We start from the raw sequence: 18,103 nt of genomic DNA on the forward strand, positions 1-18,103 counted from the left end.
TGCAGGGTGTCTCGTGTCGTGATGCATAAGGAGTTTGAGGTCTGTGGCTCGCACCGTTGCGAGCCTTGTCGATTCTTCCGGCCGGCTCACCAGACGACCATCCCCCGCGGCTGATGTCCACATGCTGCAACCTTGATGAAGACTTGGAGATGTGGTCAACGACATGCGTTGCGGGACACGCGGTCTGTGTGCGCGCCCGTCAGCGCACGCGCTCGAACTCGATCGCGATGCGTGTGCCATCGGGCCGACGGAACTCCTCGAACATCCGGTTGCCCTCGACCCGCAGACGAAGCTCGGCCGTGGTCCGCACGTTGCCGATCCAATTCGGGAACGTCGCCCCCTCGACCACGTTGCCCGAGAAGTCGCCTTGCCTGTCCACGGTGTAGCGCCCGAACATGCCGATGCTGCCGCTCATCGCGCGACGGTTCTCCTCGTCGGTCCCCTGGCCCCGGACGCCGGACGCGAATCGCGGCACGTTGCCGTCGGTCAGCACTTCAACGTAGTGCATGTCGGTGGTAAACACCAGCATGCCTTGCGGACGGGTGCCATAGGCCGGTTTCGCCGCGCCGTCGGGATCGACGACGGCGCGCACCATGCGCCAGGTTCCGGCCACCTTGTTCGGAGCGGCCTGAGGCGACTGCGCCGTCGCGCAGGCTCCGAGCGTCCCCAAGACGAGGCCGGCGAGCGTCATCTCGGCAAGCAGCCGACCGATGCCGGACGAGAACCCGGCGATGTGCCATTTATGTTTCATGCGATTGCTGAAGTGGAGTGTTGGATAGCCGCCAGCGTAGGCCGCATGCCGCCGTTCATTGACGAGGCCGCATCGAACGTTCTGGTGAAAATGCCCCATCAATCCGAACCCGTCCGCCGCTGCAGAGAGACATGCACATGCCCCGTCCATCCTTCAACGACTTGAATGCCTTCGTGCTGGTGGCGACCCGCCGCAGCTTTCGGCGGGCCGCCGACGAACTCGGCATGGCGCCGTCGTCCCTGAGCCACGCCATGAGGTCGCTGGAGAGCAACCTCGGCGTGCGCCTGTTGAACCGCACGACGCGCAGCGTCGCCCTCACCGAGGCCGGCGATCGCCTTCTCGCGCGCCTGTCGCCGATGCTGGAGGACGTCGAGGCCGCGCTGGCGGAGGCCTCCGCGACGCGGGATGTGCCGGCCGGAACGGTGCGCATCAACGCGCCCGAGACGGCGGCCCTGATGCTGACGCGCCATGTGATTCCCTGTGTGCTGGATCGCTTTCCGGAAGTCAACGTGGACCTCGTCACCGAGGGCCGGTTCGTGGACATCGTCGAAGCCGGCTTCGATGCCGGCGTGCGGCTGGGCGAGACGGTGCCGCAAGACATGGTTGCGGTGCGGTTCGGAGAGGGCATGCAATTCCTCACGGTCGCGTCCCCGACTTACCTGAAGCGGGTGCGACGTCCGAAGGCACCGGAAGACTTGCTGAGCCAGGCCTGCATCCGCCATCGCATGCCGAGCGGCAAGCTGTACCGCTGGGAGTTCGAGCGCAGCGGTGAGAAGACCGCGCTCGACGTTCCTGGCCGGCTCACCTTCAACAGCATCGCCTTGATGGTGGAAGCAGCCCTCGAGCACCGTGGGATCGCCTACGTGCCAAAAGCCGCCGTCGCGCCGTTCCTGCAAAGTGGGCGCCTGGTGCCCGTCCTGGAGGATTGGTGCCCGCCCGGGCCGGGGTTGTTTCTCTACTACCCGGGACATCGGCAGATTCCGTCGGCGCTGCAGGCATTCATCCAGGTCTTGCGCGCGCGGCTTCCTTGAGGCCGGGCAGTCAGGCGGCCGTCGACACCGGTGCAGTCCGATGCTCACGCGGCGATGCGCCGAAGCGGCGCGAGTACTCGCGCGAGAACTGGGTCGAACTCTCATAACCCACCGAGAACGCAACCGACGAGACACTGTGCTGCGGGTCCAACAGCAGCTCGCGCGCACGCATGAGCCTCAGCTCTTTCTGGTATCCAAGGGGCGTCATGCCGGTGACGGCCTTGAAGTGTGCGTGAAACGACGATGCGCCGAGCCCGGCGATGTCGGCAAGCGAAGCGATGGAACAGTCGCGCTCCCCACCCTGCCGCATGAAGGCGATGGCTCTTCCGATGCGGCTGGCCCGGCTGTCGCCCGACAGAAGCGTGCGCAAGACCGCACCTTGCGGTGAGATCAGAAACCTCAGATGGATCTCTTTCGAGACGAGCGGCGCCAGGATGCCGGACTCGACCGGCGTCTGCGCGAGCCCGAGCAGTCTCTTGAATGCATCGCACAACGCGGGGCCGGCCACCAGCGACTCGATGGCGCTCTCGCCATGCGCACCATCGGCGCGATAGTCGAGCTGCGTGGCCAGCTGGGCGAGCAACTCCAGGTCGAAAGGCAGTATCGCCGCCAGGTAGGGCCGCGTCGCCGAGGCCTCGATGATCCGGGTCACTGCAGGAAGGTGATGGCTGACCAGCATGGCATCGCCAGGGCGCAGCAGCAGGCGGCGCCTGCCCACGACGACCTCCTTGGCGCCCTGCACCACCAGCCCGCACAGGGGCCCATGAAACACGCAGTCGAAGGGACCGCGGTGGGTCACGCGACGCAGTCGCAGGCCGGCGAGGTTCGTTTCCATCCACGCCGCGCCGGGCGGGGCGCCGCGAAGAATGCCGTCGACGGCTTTGGCCAGGGACTCCATCACGTGCTCACAACAATTGCTCGAGCCGCATCGGCAGGGTGCGAAGGCGCCGCCCCGTGGCGTGGAAGATGGCATTCGCGATTGCTGCCGCAGCGCCGACCATCGAGATCTCGCCGATGCCCTTGACGCCCGCGGCATTGGCCTCGAAATCCGGCTCGTCGATGAAGCTCACGTCGATCTCGCCGATGTCGGCGTTCACCGGCACGAGGTATTCGGCCAGATCTGCATTGAGCCAACCGCCGTACCGCGCATCGACCTCGCTGGTCTCGCGCAACGCCGCCCCCAGTGCCCAGACCACCCCACCCTGGACTTGACTCCTGGCGGTTCGCGGACTCACGACGCGACCGCAATCCGCCACCGACACGATGCGTGGCACCCGGATTCGACCCGTGAACGTCTCGATGCGGACCTCGACGAAATGCGCGATGTGGCTGAGCGCGGTGAACTCGGGATAGGTGCCATGAAGCCCCGCGACGGCGAATCCCCCGGTCTTGAGCCTTTCGACGTGCTCGGGCCCCTGGCCTGGCGCCGCCATCGTCACCTGGACTTCGAGGAAGGGTCGTCGGATGCGTGCCAGCTGCGCGTGCATGTTGCCCGGAACGTCACGCCCCGCCAGGAGCTCGTCGAACGCAGCCACCATTCGCTGTGCCGCGGCCGCGGCGACGGGCACTGAGCTGGCCGTTCCCCATTGGCCTGCAGTTCCATGCTGGGGTGCCGCTCGCGTGTCTCCAACGACGATCGTCAAACGGCTGGGATCGATCCGAAGACCTGCGATCAGCACCTGCGCGATGGCCGTGCGCATGCCCTGCCCCATCTCGTGCCCCGCGCTCGCGTAGTGGGTGCTGCCGTTGGCCCCGATGCGAAGTGTCGCAATGGCCGGGTGCATGGCGGCCTGGTAGACGCCCGCGGCGACGCCCCATCCGACGGCATTGCCATCGGCGTCCTTCATCGATCCGGGCGCCGGCTGGCGCCTCGACCAGCCGAACCTTTGCGCGCCCCGCGTGAGGCATTCGTTCAGAAGACGTTTCGTGAATCGCTTTCCCGTCGAGTGATCGATGCGGGTGTCGTTGGCCAGGCGCAACGCAACCGGGTCGCGACCGAGCGCATGGGCCAGTTCATCGATGGCGCTTTCGAACGCGAAGGCCGCAGGATGCTCGAAAGGAGCGCGCATCTGCGAGGGACCCTGCGTGTCGAGGCGCAGGTCGCCCGACGTTCCGCGGTAGTTGGCGATGCCGTAGACCTTGGAAGACCCGGCGTGGTACCAATCGGCCGGGTAACGTCCCCGCCGCGAGTTCTGCTGAAGGGTGTCGTAGTGCGCCGACACCAGCCGCCCGGATGCGTCGGCACCCAATCGGACGTGATGCTTCACGTGCGGCCGGAATCGCGTGTTGTGGAAGACCTGGTTGCGCGGCATCACCAGTTTGACCGGCCGACCCGTCAGCCGTGCGGCCTGGGCGACGATGGCGGTCTGACGCTGCACTTCGCCCTTCTGGCCAAAGCCGCCACCCACCTGCGGACTCACGACGTCGACGTTCGCCGGATCGATCTGCATCAGGTGGGCCACGTCGAACTTGATGCGAGCCGCGTTCTGCGTGCCTTCGTAGATCGTGAGCCGGCCGCCCGACCAGACCGCCGTCGTCGACAGCAACTCCATCGGGTTGTGATGGTTGGCCGTCGTCACGTAGGTCTGATCGATGGTCGTCGCCGCTGCCGAGAATGCAGCATCCGCGTCGCCGAAGGTCGGCGCCTTGGCATCCTCCCGCGGGCTGCCGGGGCGATCGAAGGACACCGTGAAAGCCTCGGCGGCGAACACGGCCCTGACGGCCTCGGCGCCTTCGATGGCCGCCTCCAGCGTCTCGGCGACGACGAGTGCGACGGGCTGCCCGCGGTACGCGATCGCGTTCTGCAACATCGGAGGCGCTGCACTGTTCGCCCCTCCCTGGGGCATCGGCGTGTCTTGCGGCGTCAGCACCCTTACCACGCCCGGCACCGCCAGGGCGGTGCGAACGTCGATGGACGTCAGCGTGCCCTTCGCGATCGTGGCCGGGACGGTCATCGCATGCAGGAGTCCGGGCAACGGCACATCGCCGGCGTACTCGGTTCGGCCGCAGACCTTGTCCAGGGCATCGAAGCGCGCGATGTCGGGGAACGGTGCCGCGCTCATGCCCGGCTCCTTGCGGCAGCGATCATCAGCGCTTCCGCGACGACCCGCGCGCCCAGATCGGGTTTGAACGCGTTGTGGTGCCCGACCCTGGCATCCTGGAAGGCTGCGCGGCTCGCTTCCCGGACTCGCTCCGGCGAAAGGGTCTCTCCGCGCAAGAGGGCCTCGGACTGTCGCGCTCGCCAGGGCACAGTGCCGACGCCGCCCAACGCGACGCGCGCTTCCCGCACCGTCGGCCCTTCCATGTCGAGGGCCACCGCGGCGGATGCCAGGGCAAAGGCATAGGACTCTCTGTCGCGGATCTTGTGGTACGTCGACGCCTGTCCCATCCTCGTCTTCGGGACGATCACCGCCGTGATCACCTCGCCTGCGTCCAGCGTGAACTCACGCTCCGGCGTGCTGCCCGGCAGCCGGTAGAGTGCCGCCACCTGCATCGTGCGAACGCCGTTCGGCCCGCGCACTTCGACCAGCGCGTCGAGCGCGATCAGGGCGACCGGCCAATCGCCTGCCGCCGCCGCCGTGCACGCACCACTGGTGCCAAGCACTGCCTGCCCGCGGTCCATGCCTTCGATGGCGGCGCAACCGGCTCCCGGCTGCCGCTTGTTGCATGGATAGACGCCCGGGCCCGCGCGAAAGTAGAGGCATCGGGTTCTTTGCAAGAGGTTTCCGCCCACGGTCGCCATGTTTCGCAGTTGCTGCGAAGCGGCTTTCAGCAGGCTCTCGGCCAACACCGGGTAGTCGCGCCGTACTTCGCGCACACGCGCAACGTCCGCCATCGACACCATGGCACCGAAGCGGAGCGCATTGCCGTCCGTGGTGATCGTGTCGAGTCCGCGAACGGCCGTGAGGTCGATCAGTCGAGTCGGCTTCTCGACGCCGAGCTTCATGAGGTCGTAGAGCGTCGTGCCGCCCGCCACGTAGCGAGCATTGCCACCGGATGCGGAGAACGCGCTCACCGCCATGTCGACGCTGGTGGCCCGCATGTACCGAAAGGCTTGCATCTTCAGTCCCTCCGCCGGTCGGTGGCCACCGCTTCGATGGCTGCGACGATCCCGAGGTACGCCCCGCACCGGCACAAGTTTCCACTCATGAATTCGCGAATGGATGCACGGTCCAACGCCTGTCCATCCTGCATGCAGGCGATCGCGGACATGATCTGACCCGGCGTGCAGTAGCCGCACTGCAGTGCGTCGTGGTCGATGAAGGCACGCTGCATCGGGTGGAGGCTGTTGCCGGACCCGACGCCCTCGATGGTCCTGACGTTCGCGCCGTCCGCCTTGGCGGCTATCGTCAAGCAGGAGACGACTGCGCGGCCGTTCAGATGCACCGTGCATGCGCCGCACTGCCCGTGGTCGCAGCCCTTCTTGGTCCCGCTGAGCTTCAGTCGCTCGCGCAGCAGATCCAGCAAGGAGGCACGCGAGTCGATGGTCACGGAGACGGCTTCTCCGTTCACGCGCAACGCCAGTCGCACGGCGTCGCCGGTCTCCCGCACGGGCGCGGGTAGGACAGGCCGGGCTCCGATGCCGACAGGGAACATCGTCGTGGCGGCACCGGTTCCCAGCACCGTTCGGCGCGTGATCTTGGCCATGTCTTCAGGGTGTCCAGGGGTTTTCATATCCGTCCGTTCGAGACGTCCAATCTAGCCAAAAGCACCCCGGAGAGCCTGCCCAACACTCCAAGACATCTGCCTGATCCTCCAAGCGTAGGCAAAGCGGCGCCGACGAAGGTGCGGCATGCGTCAGGGCGGCCTGCCGTCGGCGACAACGACGCCCGGCGGCAACACGTGGCCACGCAGAATTCCGACAGCGCACTGCGCGGCCACCCAGTTCGTGCGCTTCAGGCTCTCGACGGTGGAACCTGCCGCGTGCGACGTCGCCACCACATTGGGCAAGGCCAGGAGTTCGCGGGTCGTTTGCGCGAGTCGCGGGTCTGCTTCGCTCATGAATACGTCCAGACCTGCACCGGCGAGCCTCCCGGCCCTCAAAGCGGTCAAGAGCGCCTCGTCGTCCACCAGGCCACCTCGCGCCGTGTTGATCAGGATCGCTCCGGGTTTCATCGCCTCCAATGCATCCTTGTCGACGATGAAACGTGTCCGCTCGGTCAACGGCAGGTGCAGGCTCACGAAGTCGCACTCTGCCAGCAGGCGTTCCAGTGGCACCAGTTCGACCCCGCGTGCGGCCCAGGAAGAAGCGCCCGCGCTCGGGCTGACGGCGAGCAGCCTGCTTTCGAAGCCCGACAAGCGCGCGACGACGCCACTGCCGATGCGACCCAGCCCGACGATGCCCACGGTCTTGCGAAAGAGGTCGGAGCCTACCGGGATGGACCAGTCAGCCCTTTCCAACCGAAGCCGGCATTCGCGATGCCGACGCGATACCGCCAGCATCAGGCCGATCACGTGATCGGCCACCGCCGCGTCGTTGCCCCCTGCCGCGATCGTGGCCACCTTGCCCAGCGAGCGAACGGCGGCCAGGTCCACCCGATCATGGCCCACACCTCGGCGACACACCGCGCGCAGCCGCGGAAGCCGTACCAGCAGCGACCTCGTGACGCGCGCATGTCCGACGATCCATGCGTCACAGTCCTTCAGGGCGTCAGCGAGTTCGTCCTCGCCGAGCGCGTCGTCGCCTTGGCCCTGCGGCAGGTCGAGTACGTGAACGCGACATCCGTTCCGCGTGATGTACCCGATGGCCTCGTCATCGACGTTGCGCTGGCTGATGGCGACGGTGAAGTCGGCGTCGATCATGCCGCCAACGGGCCGGGGTCTCCCTGTCGGCCGCCTGCGCGGTCCGCCGAGGCGCTCATCTCCAGATCGAGAAGACGCACGTACTGCTGGCCGCCGTGCATGTCCCGCTCCACCATGCCCCCCTGGGGTTTGGAGCGCGCATAGGACACTTTCACCACGCGCAAATTCGGCACGCTGAACACCTTGACCAGCGCTGCGTCGACCCCCAGTCTTTCGCCGATCAGCACAGGGTCGAAGACGGACGCGCCCGCATAGCGGTCGAACGATTCCTGGTCCCCGAAGGAGAAATCCATGGTGATCCAGAACGGCCCGGCATTCTTGGACCTCACGCTGTGGCAGACCTCGCCGAGCTTAGGCATGGCATGCCTCCTTTGTGCTGACGTATTCCATGCGAACTAGTTCCAGGGCATCGCCGACATGGACCACATGGTTGAGCTTGAAGTCGTAGACCGGACCGCGCTCGGTTTCCGAGGGGGAGAACGGAAACCCATAGCTCGGCAGTTCGACTTCGGGCCGGATCGGCATGTGGAAGAACCAAGGGTTGCAGGTCTTCGCGATCTGCGTGGCAAGTTCCTGGGTCTGGGCAGTGGCCACGAACATGAGCCCGATTTCTCTCGGCGGCGGTCCGCCGTCATCGACGGGCAGGCCGGTCACCGCATTCCATCCATAGGGCCGCAGCGAAATGTCGAAATCGGACAGCTGCAGCTCCAAGGCCGTCACGACTCTCTCGCACAGCGCCTTGTGCATACGTTCGATGAACGCTTCCACCTCGGTGCAGACAGCCCGGTCCTGGATTCCGACGAGCATGATGGTCTGGAAGCCGCCACGGCCGGCCCCCTCGAGCTTCATGGTGTACGGCCTCTCGTGAAACTGCGACCCCGTCACACGCACGATCCGCTCGTCGACCGCCTCGTACAGGGCTTGCGTCACGTCGAGCACGCCTCCGGGCTCGGTCAGCAGGAATGGATCGCTGTTCTCGTAGAGCATGTGCGCAGACACCGTGAACGGCGTACACCGGCTGACGCTCCCGAGCGGCTCCACCTCGAACGCTTCCTTGCCGACACGGACCAGCACGCCGCCCTCGCGTGAGTGGGTCGTGCACAGGCCGCCGCATTCGGAAATCTTCCCTGCATGCCACGAGGCCGCCTTACCGGCGCCGCGCAGGAGCGGCAGCGCTGCGATAACCGCGGTATCTGTCGTTCTGCCGCCCAGCACGATGTCGGCCCCAGCCTCCAGGGCCTTCATGTAGGGCTCCGGCCCCATGAGTGCAACGATGTGGTCGCATTGCTCGAACAGGTCGGCGCCCGTGCCTTGCAACGGCGCCAGGGGCGTGACATTTCCGCCGCTGGCCAATGTCGCCATCAGGTCGGCGCGCTGCTCCGAATACAGGACCGCGATCTTGAGGGCGAGACCGTGCTCGTGCGCCAGCTCGATCACGATGTCGCGCGTCCAGTCCAAGGCCATGTCGCAGCCGGACGTGCCGCAGGAGCCGATCAGCAACGGGATGTGCGCTTTCGCCTGGGCCAGCATCAGCACGCGCAGGTCTGCCTTGATCGCACCCTTGGAGTACTTGCACCTGCCGCTCGACAGGTACGCCGGCCCGCTGTCGGTCGAGCCCGCGTCGCAGGCAATCCCGTGCGCGCCGGCCGCGATGCCGGCTTCGAGATGTTCGCTGCGGATGCCGGCGCCGAGCGAGCCGGTCGGCACGATGATGTTGACGGTGTCTTGGAGTCGTTGTGTCATGGCTCTTCCGATCGTGTGGTGTTGTCGACAAGCGGGCTACCGGGTTACCGGGTTGATGGGTGCGAGGGCTGTGAAGGCTGCGACGGATCCGGGAAGAACCACACCGCGTCGCGCGGGATGTGCAGCGCGTGACATCCCTCCTGAGGGCGTTGCGCGCTAAAGGCACGCAAGCGTTGGCCGCCGCAGACGTACACCGCCTCCCACTTTCCCCCCAGGTAAACGGCCGTCTCGAGGCTGGCTTGGACGACGTTGTCATCGCTGGCGGGCGGGCCACTTCCCACGGCTTCCACGCGGATCACCGCAACGCCGGTGCTTGCAGACGGTTCCTCGGCTCGCGCGCCCCGCGCCTTGAGCGACTGGTCGCCGAATGCCAGCACGATTTCCCCAAGCCCCGAGTCCGCGATGATCGTGCGAAGGTGGTTGTTCGCGCCCATGAATTCCGCTGCGAACAGGCTGGCCGGTTGCCCGTACAGCTCTTCGGGCGAGCCGCTCTGGGCGATTTGTCCGGCGTCCATCAGGACGATGCGGTCTGCGATCGCCATCGCTTCCACCTGGTCGTGCGTCACGAAGATGGCGCTGAGGCCGCGCGACTTGATCAGCGAGCGAATCCAGATGCGCGCGTCCTCTCGCAGCTTGGCATCGAGGTTCGACAAGGGCTCATCGAGCAGCAAGACCGGAGGGCTGTAGGCCATCGAGCGTGCCAACGCCACCCGCTGCTGCTGGCCGCCGGACAACTGGTGCGGGTAGCGGCCCGCCATGCCGTCCAGGCCGATGCCTGCGAGGACCTCGTCGACCCCGGTGCGAATCTGCGCCTCGCTCATCCTGCGCAAGCGCAGCGCATACGCCACGTTCTCGAACACGGTCTTGTGCGGCCACAGCGCGTAGGACTGGAAGACCAGCCCCAGGTTGCGCCGTTCGCTGGGCAGATCGATCCCGCGCGGACTGTCGTAGACCGTGACGCCGTCGATCACGATGCGGCCACTGGTGGGATGCTCCAGCCCCGCGATGGAGCGCAGCAAGGTGGTCTTGCCGCAGCCCGACGGACCCAGCAGCACGACGATCTCGCCCTCCTCGAAAGAAGTGGAGACACCCTGGAGGATCGGCGTCTTGCCGAGCGTGACCCTCAGGCCCTCGATTTCAAGCTTTGGCATGGGAGGCCTTTTCGAAGCGCTGGAGCAGCAACACGCCGAGTCCGATCATGACGATGTTGACCGTGGACAAGGCTGCGATCGTGTCGATGGCACCCGTGTCCCAGAGAGAGACCATCAGGGAGCCGAGCACCTCGGTCCCGGGCGCGAGCAGGTACACGGCTGTCGAGTACTCCTTGACGTAGGTGATGAAGATCAGAGCCCAGGCACTGAACAGGCCCGCCCGCACCAATGGAACCGTGACGTGCAGGCTGACGCGGCCCGCGGACGCGCCGGCCACCCGTGCAGCCTCTTCCAGCTCGGGGGATATCTGCAGCAGCGAGCCGCTGATCAGCCGGATGCCGTAGCCGAGCCAGACGAGGGTGTAGGCGATCCAGATCGACAGCAGCGTCGAGCGCAGCGGACTGATCAGCGGAACGAAGAGGAACAGCCAGAAGATCGCGAGTCCGGCGACCAGCCCCGGCAACGCCCGAGGCAGCAGAACGAGGTAGTCGATCACTGCAGCCCAGCGGGAACGCCAGCGGTGCACCGCCAAGTTGAGCACGGTGTACACGGCGACCGACAAGGCTGCACCGAGCGTGGCGATCAAGGCGGTGTTGACGATGCCGCGCCTGAGATTCGGAAACTCGAAGATCGCCGCGAAATGCTGCGCGGTGAAGTTTCCGGCGAGCGGCACGCCTTCGCCCCAGGTCCTGAGCACGCTCCGAAGAATGACGGCACCGACCGGCAGCACGACGCTGACGGCGAGCCACGCCACGATCGCGCCGAAAGCCACCCAGCGCCACGGCCCCAGCGACAGCGGCTTGCGGGCAGCCGCCTTTCCCTTGACGGACACGAAGCGATCCGCGTCGTTCATCATCTTGCGTTGGAGGTAGACCATGGGCAAGGTCAGCGCGACGATCAGCATCGCGACCGCGGCGAGCAGGTGGTAGGCCGGCGTACCGAACAGGTTGGTCAGCTTGAAGAGGTAGGTGGCCAGCACCGAGATGCCCTCCGGCTCTCCCAGCACGAGCGGCAGGCCGAACAGCTCGATGCCCAGGAAGAGCAGCAGCAGCGTGCAGAAGAGCATGGTCGGCAGGACCATCGGCAGGCTGACGTCGAGGGCCACGCGCCAAGGATTCGAGCCCGACACGCGGGCGGCCTCTTCGATGTCGGAGCCCACGCCCTTCAAGGCCGTCGAGACGTACAGGTACACGTGCGGCACGTGGGTCAGCCCGGCGATGACGATGATCGCGGGCTTGGAATACAAGGTCCACGGCACCACCCCGAACACGGACTTCGCGAGCAGGCTCACGAATCCGACGGGGCCGGCGCCGACCACGTAGCCGAACGCGAGCACCAGCGACGAGATGAACATGGGTGCGAGCACCAGCGGTTCGATCCAACGCCCCCCGGGCACGTCCGTCCGGGTCAGGAGGAATGCGAGCGCGCTGCCCAATGGCACGGCGATGAGCGTCATTCCCACGGAGATCTGGACCGAGTTCCACAACGATGCATAGAAGTCGTCGTCCGTGAGGACGAACTTGAAGGCATCGAGCGACAGCCTCGCGTTCGGCTTGAAGAACGCATCGCTCTGCACGCTTTGCCACGCGATCAGGAAGATCGGGGCCAGGACGAAGAGCGCCGTCGCCAGGACGAGCGCCACACGCATGCGGGTGGGCATCCGCTATTTCGCCTGCAAGGCGGCTTTCCACTGGCGCAGGAAATCGATGCGCCAGGCCGGATCGAAGACGATCAGCCGCTCCGGGCCCGGCGTCAGGGCCTTCGCGTTCTTGCACTCGGGCGCCCGTCGCAGCGCAGGGTTGTTTTGCACGTCGGCGCGGATGCTCCCGATGGACTTGTCCGCCATCTGCTGCTGGCCTTCCTTGCTCAGAACGAAGTCCAGGAACACCTTGGCCGCGTTGGGGTGCTTGCCGCGCTTCGACAGCACCACGGTCCGCGTCAAATACAGCGTGTAGTCGCAGGGGAGGATCATGCCGATCGACGGATCGGTCTTCATCCGCTCCGCCACGTTGGCGGCGGCCAGGTTGTAAGCCAGCGCGATCTCGCCCGAAGCGACCCGCTCCACCATCGTGCCGTTGGAGTTGAACAGCTTGACGCCGCTCTGTCCCAGCGCCTTGAAGAGCGGCCACGCCGTTTCGGGGTACGAACGCGAGTCTTCGCCGAGGAAGCCGATGCCGGCAGCGTTGCGCTCGGCGTCGTAGGTGCCGACCTTGCCTCGGTAGGTCTCGCGCTTGTCGATCAGCAAGCGCGTGAGATCCTGACGAGTCGCCGGCACGTCGCCGGCCGGCACCATCCGCTTGTTGTAGATGGTCACGATGGGCTCGTAGGTGACGGCGAAGGCTGCGTTCTTCCAGATCGCGAAGTCGGGCACGTTGCGCGCCTCGGGCGAGACATACTCGGCCGCGATTCCATCGTGGAACAGCTTCACCGCCGTGTCCGAACCGGCCCAGCCGATGTCGCCGGTGCCCTGCCCCGCGGCGGCCTCGCTCGTGAAGCGCGTGTAGATCTCGTTGCTGCTCTGGTCCACGAAGTCGACCTTGATCTTGGGATACCGCGCCTGGAAGGCCTGCAGCAGGCCGGCCACGGACTTGGAGTCCGTGGACGAGTAGACGGTGACGACGCCCTCGCGTTCGGCGGCCTCCACCAGCTTGGCATATTCCTTGGGGTAGCCGGTGGGCACGGTTTGCGCGCTTGCAAAGTGGGCCAGCACGGGCGCAAGCAGCGCGATGACAAAGATGCGAAAGGCCATGGTTCGTCTCCTCATGGTTCCAGGGTTAGAGGCGAAGCGCGCAGTGTTGCCGCGCCACTCGTCAAACATCCGGCTCTCCGGCCGGCTCGGGAATGCGATAGAAGCGCGTGGCCGTCCGGCTGAACAGTTCTGCCTGCTCATCGTCGGAGCAGCCAGCCGCCATCCGTTTGAACGCATTCCATAGCGCGTGAAACGAAATGCCCATCTTCTCGACCGGGAAGTTGCTCTCGAACATGCAGCGGCGTGGGCCGAAGAGTTCGATGCAGGTCTCGACGTACGGACGCCACAGGCGGGCCAGCTCCGCGGACGTGGGCGGCCTTTGCGCCGTTCGAAAGTCGAAGGCTCCCAGGCGATTCATGATGCCGCCCAGCTTGACGTGGACGTTGTCGCACGCAGCAACGTCCCGCATGTTGCTGCGCCAAGCCTGGAAGACTTCTCGCTGGTGTACTTCTGCCGTGTCGAATCCAAGGGGGCCTCCGCAGTGGCACAGCGCGATCGGCAACTCGGGCACGGCCCGCGCGAGCGCCACCAGGTCACCGAGCTGGTGGTGAAAGAGGAACGCGTCGAGCGACAGGCCCATGGCTCCCAGGCAGCGCGCGCCTGCTTGGAACGGGCTGCTCGTGTAGATGCCCGGTCCCGTCGATGTGGCGTTGTTGCGCACGCCGGGCCTGTCGCTCCACCCGGCGCTGTGACGCACGCCCCGGAAGCGGCCGGAGCCCGCGATCGTGCAGGCCTCCAGGACTTCGTACACCCCGGCCCCCAGCGTCAGGTCCGCCTGCCCCACGACGACTGCGCAGACCCGCGTCGATCCGTAGCTCCCGCTGTCGGCCATGGCGCCCATGCCAGCGGCGAACTCGACCTCGCCGACCGGCCGAAGCTGTGCCGGCCCGGATGCCCGGTACATGGTGCGGCACTCGACGAACACCGAGGCCGTGACGTGATGACCGCTCGACGCGTCGGCCATGTAGTCGTCGACCAGGTAGCGGTGACTCTTCCCGCCGAGCCTGGGATCGGCCGCGCCCCTCACGTCCCACAGGTGGTGATGTGCGTCCACGATGGGCAGTGCGGGCAGCATCGCGACTTCGTGCGGCTGGCGCGCCAGGTAGTCGGGGCGGTCGGCCTCGATGCCGCCGAAGCGGTAGGTCCTGGGTCCGTCGGATGTCACGGCGGTCGTCATTCGGACACCTTGATGTTCCGTTCGACGATGATCGAGCGGTACCTGCGCAGGTCCGACAGGTAGGTCGCCTGGGCCTGCGCTGCGTCGTTTCCGACGAGCTGGTAGCCCGCCAATTCGAGCGTCTTCTTCACTTCGGGTGCGTTCAACGCGCGGACCGCTTCCTTGTGGATGCGATTCATCACGATCGGATCGACGCCGCCGGGCGCGAACATGGCGATCCAGGAGGTGTTGTCGACACCGTCGACACCCTGCTCTTTCAGGGTGGCCGCGGCAGGCAGGCCGGTAAGCCGCTGATCTCCCATGACTCCGATGACCTTGATGCGTCCTGTCTTTTCAAGGGTCATGGCCGCCGACGCGGCGAGAAACGCCACGTCGATCTCTCCTGCGCTGAGTGCCGTGTAAAGCTGGTCCGACCCCTTGTAGGGCACGTGCAGAAAGGAAGTCGTGGTCGTGGCCTTGAAGAGTTCGAATTCGAGATGCGCGATGGAACCGACACCCTGCGAGCCGTAGGTCAGGCTGCTGCCGGCCGGCCTCGACGCGGCCAGTTGGAGCAGCTCCTTGACGCCCTTGACGGGCAGCTTGGCATTCACGGCCAGCACCATGCGACCGGCCGCGATGACCGTGACGGCGGCGATGTCCGCCCGCGGGTCATACGAGAGCTTGTACAGAGAGGGCGCGATCACGATGTTCGAGGACGCGATGCCCACGGTATAGCCGTCCTTCGCAGCACGCGCGAGCCTCGTGGCGCCCAGCACGCCGCCGGCGCCAGGCACGTTCTGGATCACCACGGGCTGCTTCAACGACATCGCCATGGCGGGTGCGATCGCACGTGCGACGGTATCGATGGGCGCCCCCGGCGAAGACGGGACGATGAGCTCGATCGCCTTGTGCGGAAAGGGATCTGCCTTGCTGTTCGTGACGAGGAAGGAGATCGCCGACGCGACGAGCAGCGTCGACAGAAACTTGCGGATTCCGTCTCCGCGAACTGCCTCGAGCCTGGATGAATGGGAGCGCATGGGCACGCACTGTATGGACTTGCGTGCGACCGCGGTTCAACTTCGAACAGCCACAGCTTCAATCACCGGTTCAAGCGGCACGCGCGTCGGCACCGGCCAATTCGTCGGCCAGCGCAACGGATGCGGCGGCCCGGCAATGCGCAAGGAAGACACGCGCGGCACCGGAGAGTCCATCCTCGTCGGGCCGCACGCCGATCAGCAGTTGCCTGACCGCCCATGGCTCGTCGAGCGCCAGCACGTCGATGGGCACGACGCGCCGGTTGCTGCGGGCAGCCTTGAGCGGGCAGATCCCGATGCCCAGACCCGCACCCACCATGCGGCACAGCGCATCGCTGGTGTGGACGTGCAGACGAATCCGCAAGGCGCCCTCGCTCGCGGCGATCATCGTTTGAACGATCGTGCTGCGCCGCGCCAGCGCGATGAATTCATGCTCCAGCAGATCGGCAAAGTGCACGTGGCCACGGCCCGCAAGGGGATGCGTGATCGGCACGACCAGCGCCAATGCATCGCGGTAGTAGTCGTAAATCTTGAGCAGCGCATGGTTCGCCGAGGCCAGGAAGATTCCGACGTCGGCACGGCCTTCGAGGACCGCCTCGACCACGTCCGCCGAGGTCGCGTCGCTCAGTTCGATCGCAACCCCGGGATGCAGGTTGAAGAACTCCTTGAGATCGGACGGGAGGAAGTGCGCTATCGCCGAGCCCATCGATGCGATTCTCACCACGCCGGCGACCCCTTGTGCGAGTTGTCGCTGCTCGCTCTGCATCTTGTCGACTGCGAAGATGATCTCCCGGGCATGCTGGAGCATCGATCGGCCGGCCGCCGTCAGCGTCATGCCTCTCGCATGCCGCTGGAACAGGTGATTGCCCGTCGACAATTCGAGGTCGCGCACGCGCTTGCTGACCGCTGCAACGGTGAGATGGCACTTCTCGGCGGCGGCGGACATGCTGCCCCCCTCGGCCACGCCGACGAAGATGCGCATCGTCGACAGTTCGAGCTGTTTCAAGGCCCGCCCTCCTGCGCCTGCGCGCGGATCGTCGCCACGCGTCGCCCGTGCCCGTTCTCGGCGGCTAGGGAAAACCGGAGCGCCGAACATGGCGCAACAACAGCTTGTTTCAAGTTATGTCTCCGCGGTGGCAACGGCGCCAGCCGAGCTGTCCGCAGACGCCATTATGTGATTATGATGTCATGCCCGCAACGGGGCAACGCGTGGCTCCTCGATCCAGACCATGAGCATTCCTCTCAGCCGCCACCAGGGCGAACTGTTGCATCGCCAGCTGTTCTTGGCGCTGCGCGAGCAGATCCGGCGCGGCGTCTACCCGCCCGATTCGACGATCCCGCCGGAAGACCAGCTCTGCAATCTGTTCGGCGTCTCGCGCATCACGGTGCGCAGGGCCGTCAGCGACCTGGTCGACGCCGGCCTGCTCGAAAAACGCCTCGGCAAAGGGACCTTCGTGCTTGCGCAGGCGGGTCGCGCTTCGAAACGCACATCGCTCAATTTCGTCGAATCGCTTCTTCAGCGTTCCCGGCAAACCAAGGTGAAGGTGCTGGAATTCGCGCCCCGAGTCCCGCCTTCGGACATCAGCGGTCTGCTGGCTCTGGATGGAAGAACGGAGGCGCTCTTCATCAGCCGTGTGCGTTCCGTGCGAACGGTACCGTTGATGGTGATCGAGGCCTGGTTGACCGCCAGGCATGCCGTGCACGTGACGCCGGAGCGGCTGCGCCGGCAAGGCCTTTCAGAGACCTTGATCGCCCACGGCGTCAACTACGCCAGGGTGTCGCAGACCATCACGGCGGTGTCCGCCGATCCGCAGATCGCCTCGATTCTTGACGTCGACGTCGGCTCGCCGCTGTTGCGACTGGTCCGCGTCATCGAGGAAGGGCCGAACGCACCCGTCATGCATCTGGCGGCCTACATGACCTCCGAGCGCACCTCCATCGTCGCGGAATTCAAAGGGACCGTGCTGGAGTCCCGGGAAGGCGGCCGGCTCATGCACCACGTGCCTACGACGCCCTAGAAGACCGCTGAGGTCCACGCCGCCAGATCCGCATATCGTGGTCAAGCGTCACGCAGCGGCTTCACCTGTTGCTTGAGCATGAACCGATCACGTGTCCGCACGTACCAGCCCGGGCTTTCCATGCGTCCCACCAGATCGAGCCGCGAGGCATCGATCCGGCAGCGATCCACGTCGGTGATCGCCTCGTCGATGATGTGCGCCGCCAGCACGTTCACCAGGATGAGGTGGTTGGCCGTGCCGAGGGGGATGATCTCGCGCACGCGGCACTCGAAGGACGCGGGGCTGGCCGCAATGCGCGGCGGCGCGACGTGTGTCGACGCGACCGTGGCTAGGCCGGCCTCCTCCAGCTCGTCGATCTCCGACTCGAAGGCGGTCGCGGTGATGTTCATGGACACCACGTTCGATTCGGAGACCAGGTTGATCACGAGCTCGCCGTTGGCGCGGAGGTTGTTCACCGTGTCCTTCGGGCCATGGATGCCCTCGCCGATCCCGAGGCATGCGACAGGCGGCTCGCCGGAAAAGACGTTGAAGAACGAGAAGGGAGCCGCGTTGAGGTGGCCGTGGTCGCTGCGCGTGGTGACCCAGGCGATGGGGCGCGGTACCACGGTGGACGACAGCAGCTTGTAGCTCAGCTTGCCGCCGAGGTTGGCTAAATCGAAGTACATGGT

At 66.1% G+C, this 18,103-nt stretch carries 17 protein-coding genes; 2 read left to right on the top strand and 15 right to left on the bottom strand.

Translation table 11 applies throughout. The features are described 5' to 3' along the window. Positions 1–199 precede the first annotated feature (199 nt). The gene (locus tag B0W80_RS12870) at positions 200–751 is read right to left on the bottom strand and encodes a lipocalin-like domain-containing protein (RefSeq protein WP_218668897.1); all 552 of its coding nucleotides are present in this window, start codon (positions 749–751) and stop codon (positions 200–202) included. A 161-nt stretch (positions 752–912) separates the two neighbouring features. On the opposite strand from B0W80_RS12870, the gene B0W80_RS12875 reads away from it, so the two are divergent. Continuing rightward, positions 913–1,782 (top strand): LysR family transcriptional regulator, encoded by an 870-nt coding sequence (locus B0W80_RS12875; RefSeq protein WP_306171858.1) that lies wholly within the window; start codon positions 913–915, stop codon positions 1,780–1,782. A 10-nt stretch (positions 1,783–1,792) separates the two neighbouring features. Here the strand turns inward: B0W80_RS12875 and B0W80_RS12880 are convergent, their stop codons facing one another. The 13 genes from B0W80_RS12880 to B0W80_RS12940 form a co-directional block, all read right to left on the bottom strand. Then, a complete protein-coding gene (locus B0W80_RS12880; protein ID WP_218668898.1) occupies positions 1,793–2,617 on the bottom strand; it encodes an AraC family transcriptional regulator in 825 nt (274 codons plus the stop codon). A 70-nt stretch (positions 2,618–2,687) separates the two neighbouring features. Beyond that, positions 2,688–4,844 carry a xanthine dehydrogenase family protein molybdopterin-binding subunit gene (locus B0W80_RS12885; RefSeq protein WP_076999541.1) on the bottom strand — a complete coding sequence of 719 codons (2,157 nt, stop codon included), beginning with the start codon at positions 4,842–4,844 and terminating at the stop codon, positions 2,688–2,690. Next, complete coding sequence (locus B0W80_RS12890) at positions 4,841–5,842, bottom strand: xanthine dehydrogenase family protein subunit M (protein ID WP_076999542.1); 1,002 nt, start codon at positions 5,840–5,842, stop codon at positions 4,841–4,843. The genes B0W80_RS12885 and B0W80_RS12890 overlap by 4 nt, the downstream gene beginning before the upstream one ends. Before the next feature lie 2 nt (positions 5,843–5,844). Further along, positions 5,845–6,429: a (2Fe-2S)-binding protein gene (locus B0W80_RS12895; RefSeq protein ID WP_256856560.1), complete on the bottom strand. Its 585-nt coding sequence runs from the start codon at positions 6,427–6,429 to the stop codon at positions 5,845–5,847. A gap of 150 nt (positions 6,430–6,579) precedes the next feature. Further along, a complete protein-coding gene (locus B0W80_RS12900; RefSeq protein WP_076999544.1) occupies positions 6,580–7,584 on the bottom strand; it encodes a phosphoglycerate dehydrogenase in 1,005 nt (334 codons plus the stop codon). Continuing rightward, positions 7,581–7,943, bottom strand: coding sequence for a DUF4387 domain-containing protein (locus tag B0W80_RS12905; RefSeq protein WP_076999545.1), 363 nt, complete (start codon positions 7,941–7,943; stop codon positions 7,581–7,583). The genes B0W80_RS12900 and B0W80_RS12905 overlap by 4 nt, the downstream gene beginning before the upstream one ends. Continuing rightward, positions 7,936–9,291: an acyclic terpene utilization AtuA family protein gene (locus B0W80_RS12910; protein WP_256856561.1), complete on the bottom strand. Its 1,356-nt coding sequence runs from the start codon at positions 9,289–9,291 to the stop codon at positions 7,936–7,938. Before B0W80_RS12910 ends, B0W80_RS12905 begins: the two co-directional genes overlap by 8 nt. Before the next feature lie 80 nt (positions 9,292–9,371). Next, positions 9,372–10,478: an ABC transporter ATP-binding protein gene (locus B0W80_RS12915; RefSeq protein WP_076999547.1), complete on the bottom strand. Its 1,107-nt coding sequence runs from the start codon at positions 10,476–10,478 to the stop codon at positions 9,372–9,374. After that, entirely contained in the window at positions 10,465–12,138 is a 1,674-nt protein-coding gene (locus B0W80_RS12920; protein WP_076999548.1) for an iron ABC transporter permease, read from the bottom strand. Before B0W80_RS12920 ends, B0W80_RS12915 begins: the two co-directional genes overlap by 14 nt. 3 nt (positions 12,139–12,141) lie before the next feature. Continuing rightward, complete coding sequence (locus B0W80_RS12925) at positions 12,142–13,227, bottom strand: ABC transporter substrate-binding protein (protein ID WP_076999549.1); 1,086 nt, start codon at positions 13,225–13,227, stop codon at positions 12,142–12,144. Between the two features lie 61 nt (positions 13,228–13,288). After that, positions 13,289–14,404 carry an amidohydrolase gene (locus tag B0W80_RS12930; RefSeq protein ID WP_083745353.1) on the bottom strand — a complete coding sequence of 372 codons (1,116 nt, stop codon included), beginning with the start codon at positions 14,402–14,404 and terminating at the stop codon, positions 13,289–13,291. After that, positions 14,401–15,420, bottom strand: a complete 1,020-nt coding sequence (locus B0W80_RS12935; protein WP_076999550.1) for a tripartite tricarboxylate transporter substrate binding protein — start codon at positions 15,418–15,420, stop codon at positions 14,401–14,403. The genes B0W80_RS12930 and B0W80_RS12935 overlap by 4 nt, the downstream gene beginning before the upstream one ends. 70 nt (positions 15,421–15,490) lie before the next feature. After that, on the bottom strand, positions 15,491–16,399 hold the full coding sequence (locus B0W80_RS12940; RefSeq protein ID WP_076999609.1) for a LysR substrate-binding domain-containing protein: 909 nt from the start codon (positions 16,397–16,399) through the stop codon (positions 15,491–15,493). Between the two features lie 247 nt (positions 16,400–16,646). On the opposite strand from B0W80_RS12940, the gene B0W80_RS12945 reads away from it, so the two are divergent. Then, complete coding sequence (locus B0W80_RS12945) at positions 16,647–17,435, top strand: GntR family transcriptional regulator (protein WP_076999551.1); 789 nt, start codon at positions 16,647–16,649, stop codon at positions 17,433–17,435. A gap of 41 nt (positions 17,436–17,476) precedes the next feature. Here the strand turns inward: B0W80_RS12945 and B0W80_RS12950 are convergent, their stop codons facing one another. Beyond that, positions 17,477–18,100 carry a flavin reductase family protein gene (locus B0W80_RS12950; RefSeq protein WP_076999552.1) on the bottom strand — a complete coding sequence of 208 codons (624 nt, stop codon included), beginning with the start codon at positions 18,098–18,100 and terminating at the stop codon, positions 17,477–17,479. Positions 18,101–18,103 lie beyond the last annotated feature (3 nt).

The sequence above is a fragment of the Variovorax sp. KK3 genome, assembly GCF_001984055.1.
GTDB lineage: Bacteria > Pseudomonadota > Gammaproteobacteria > Burkholderiales > Burkholderiaceae_C > Variovorax.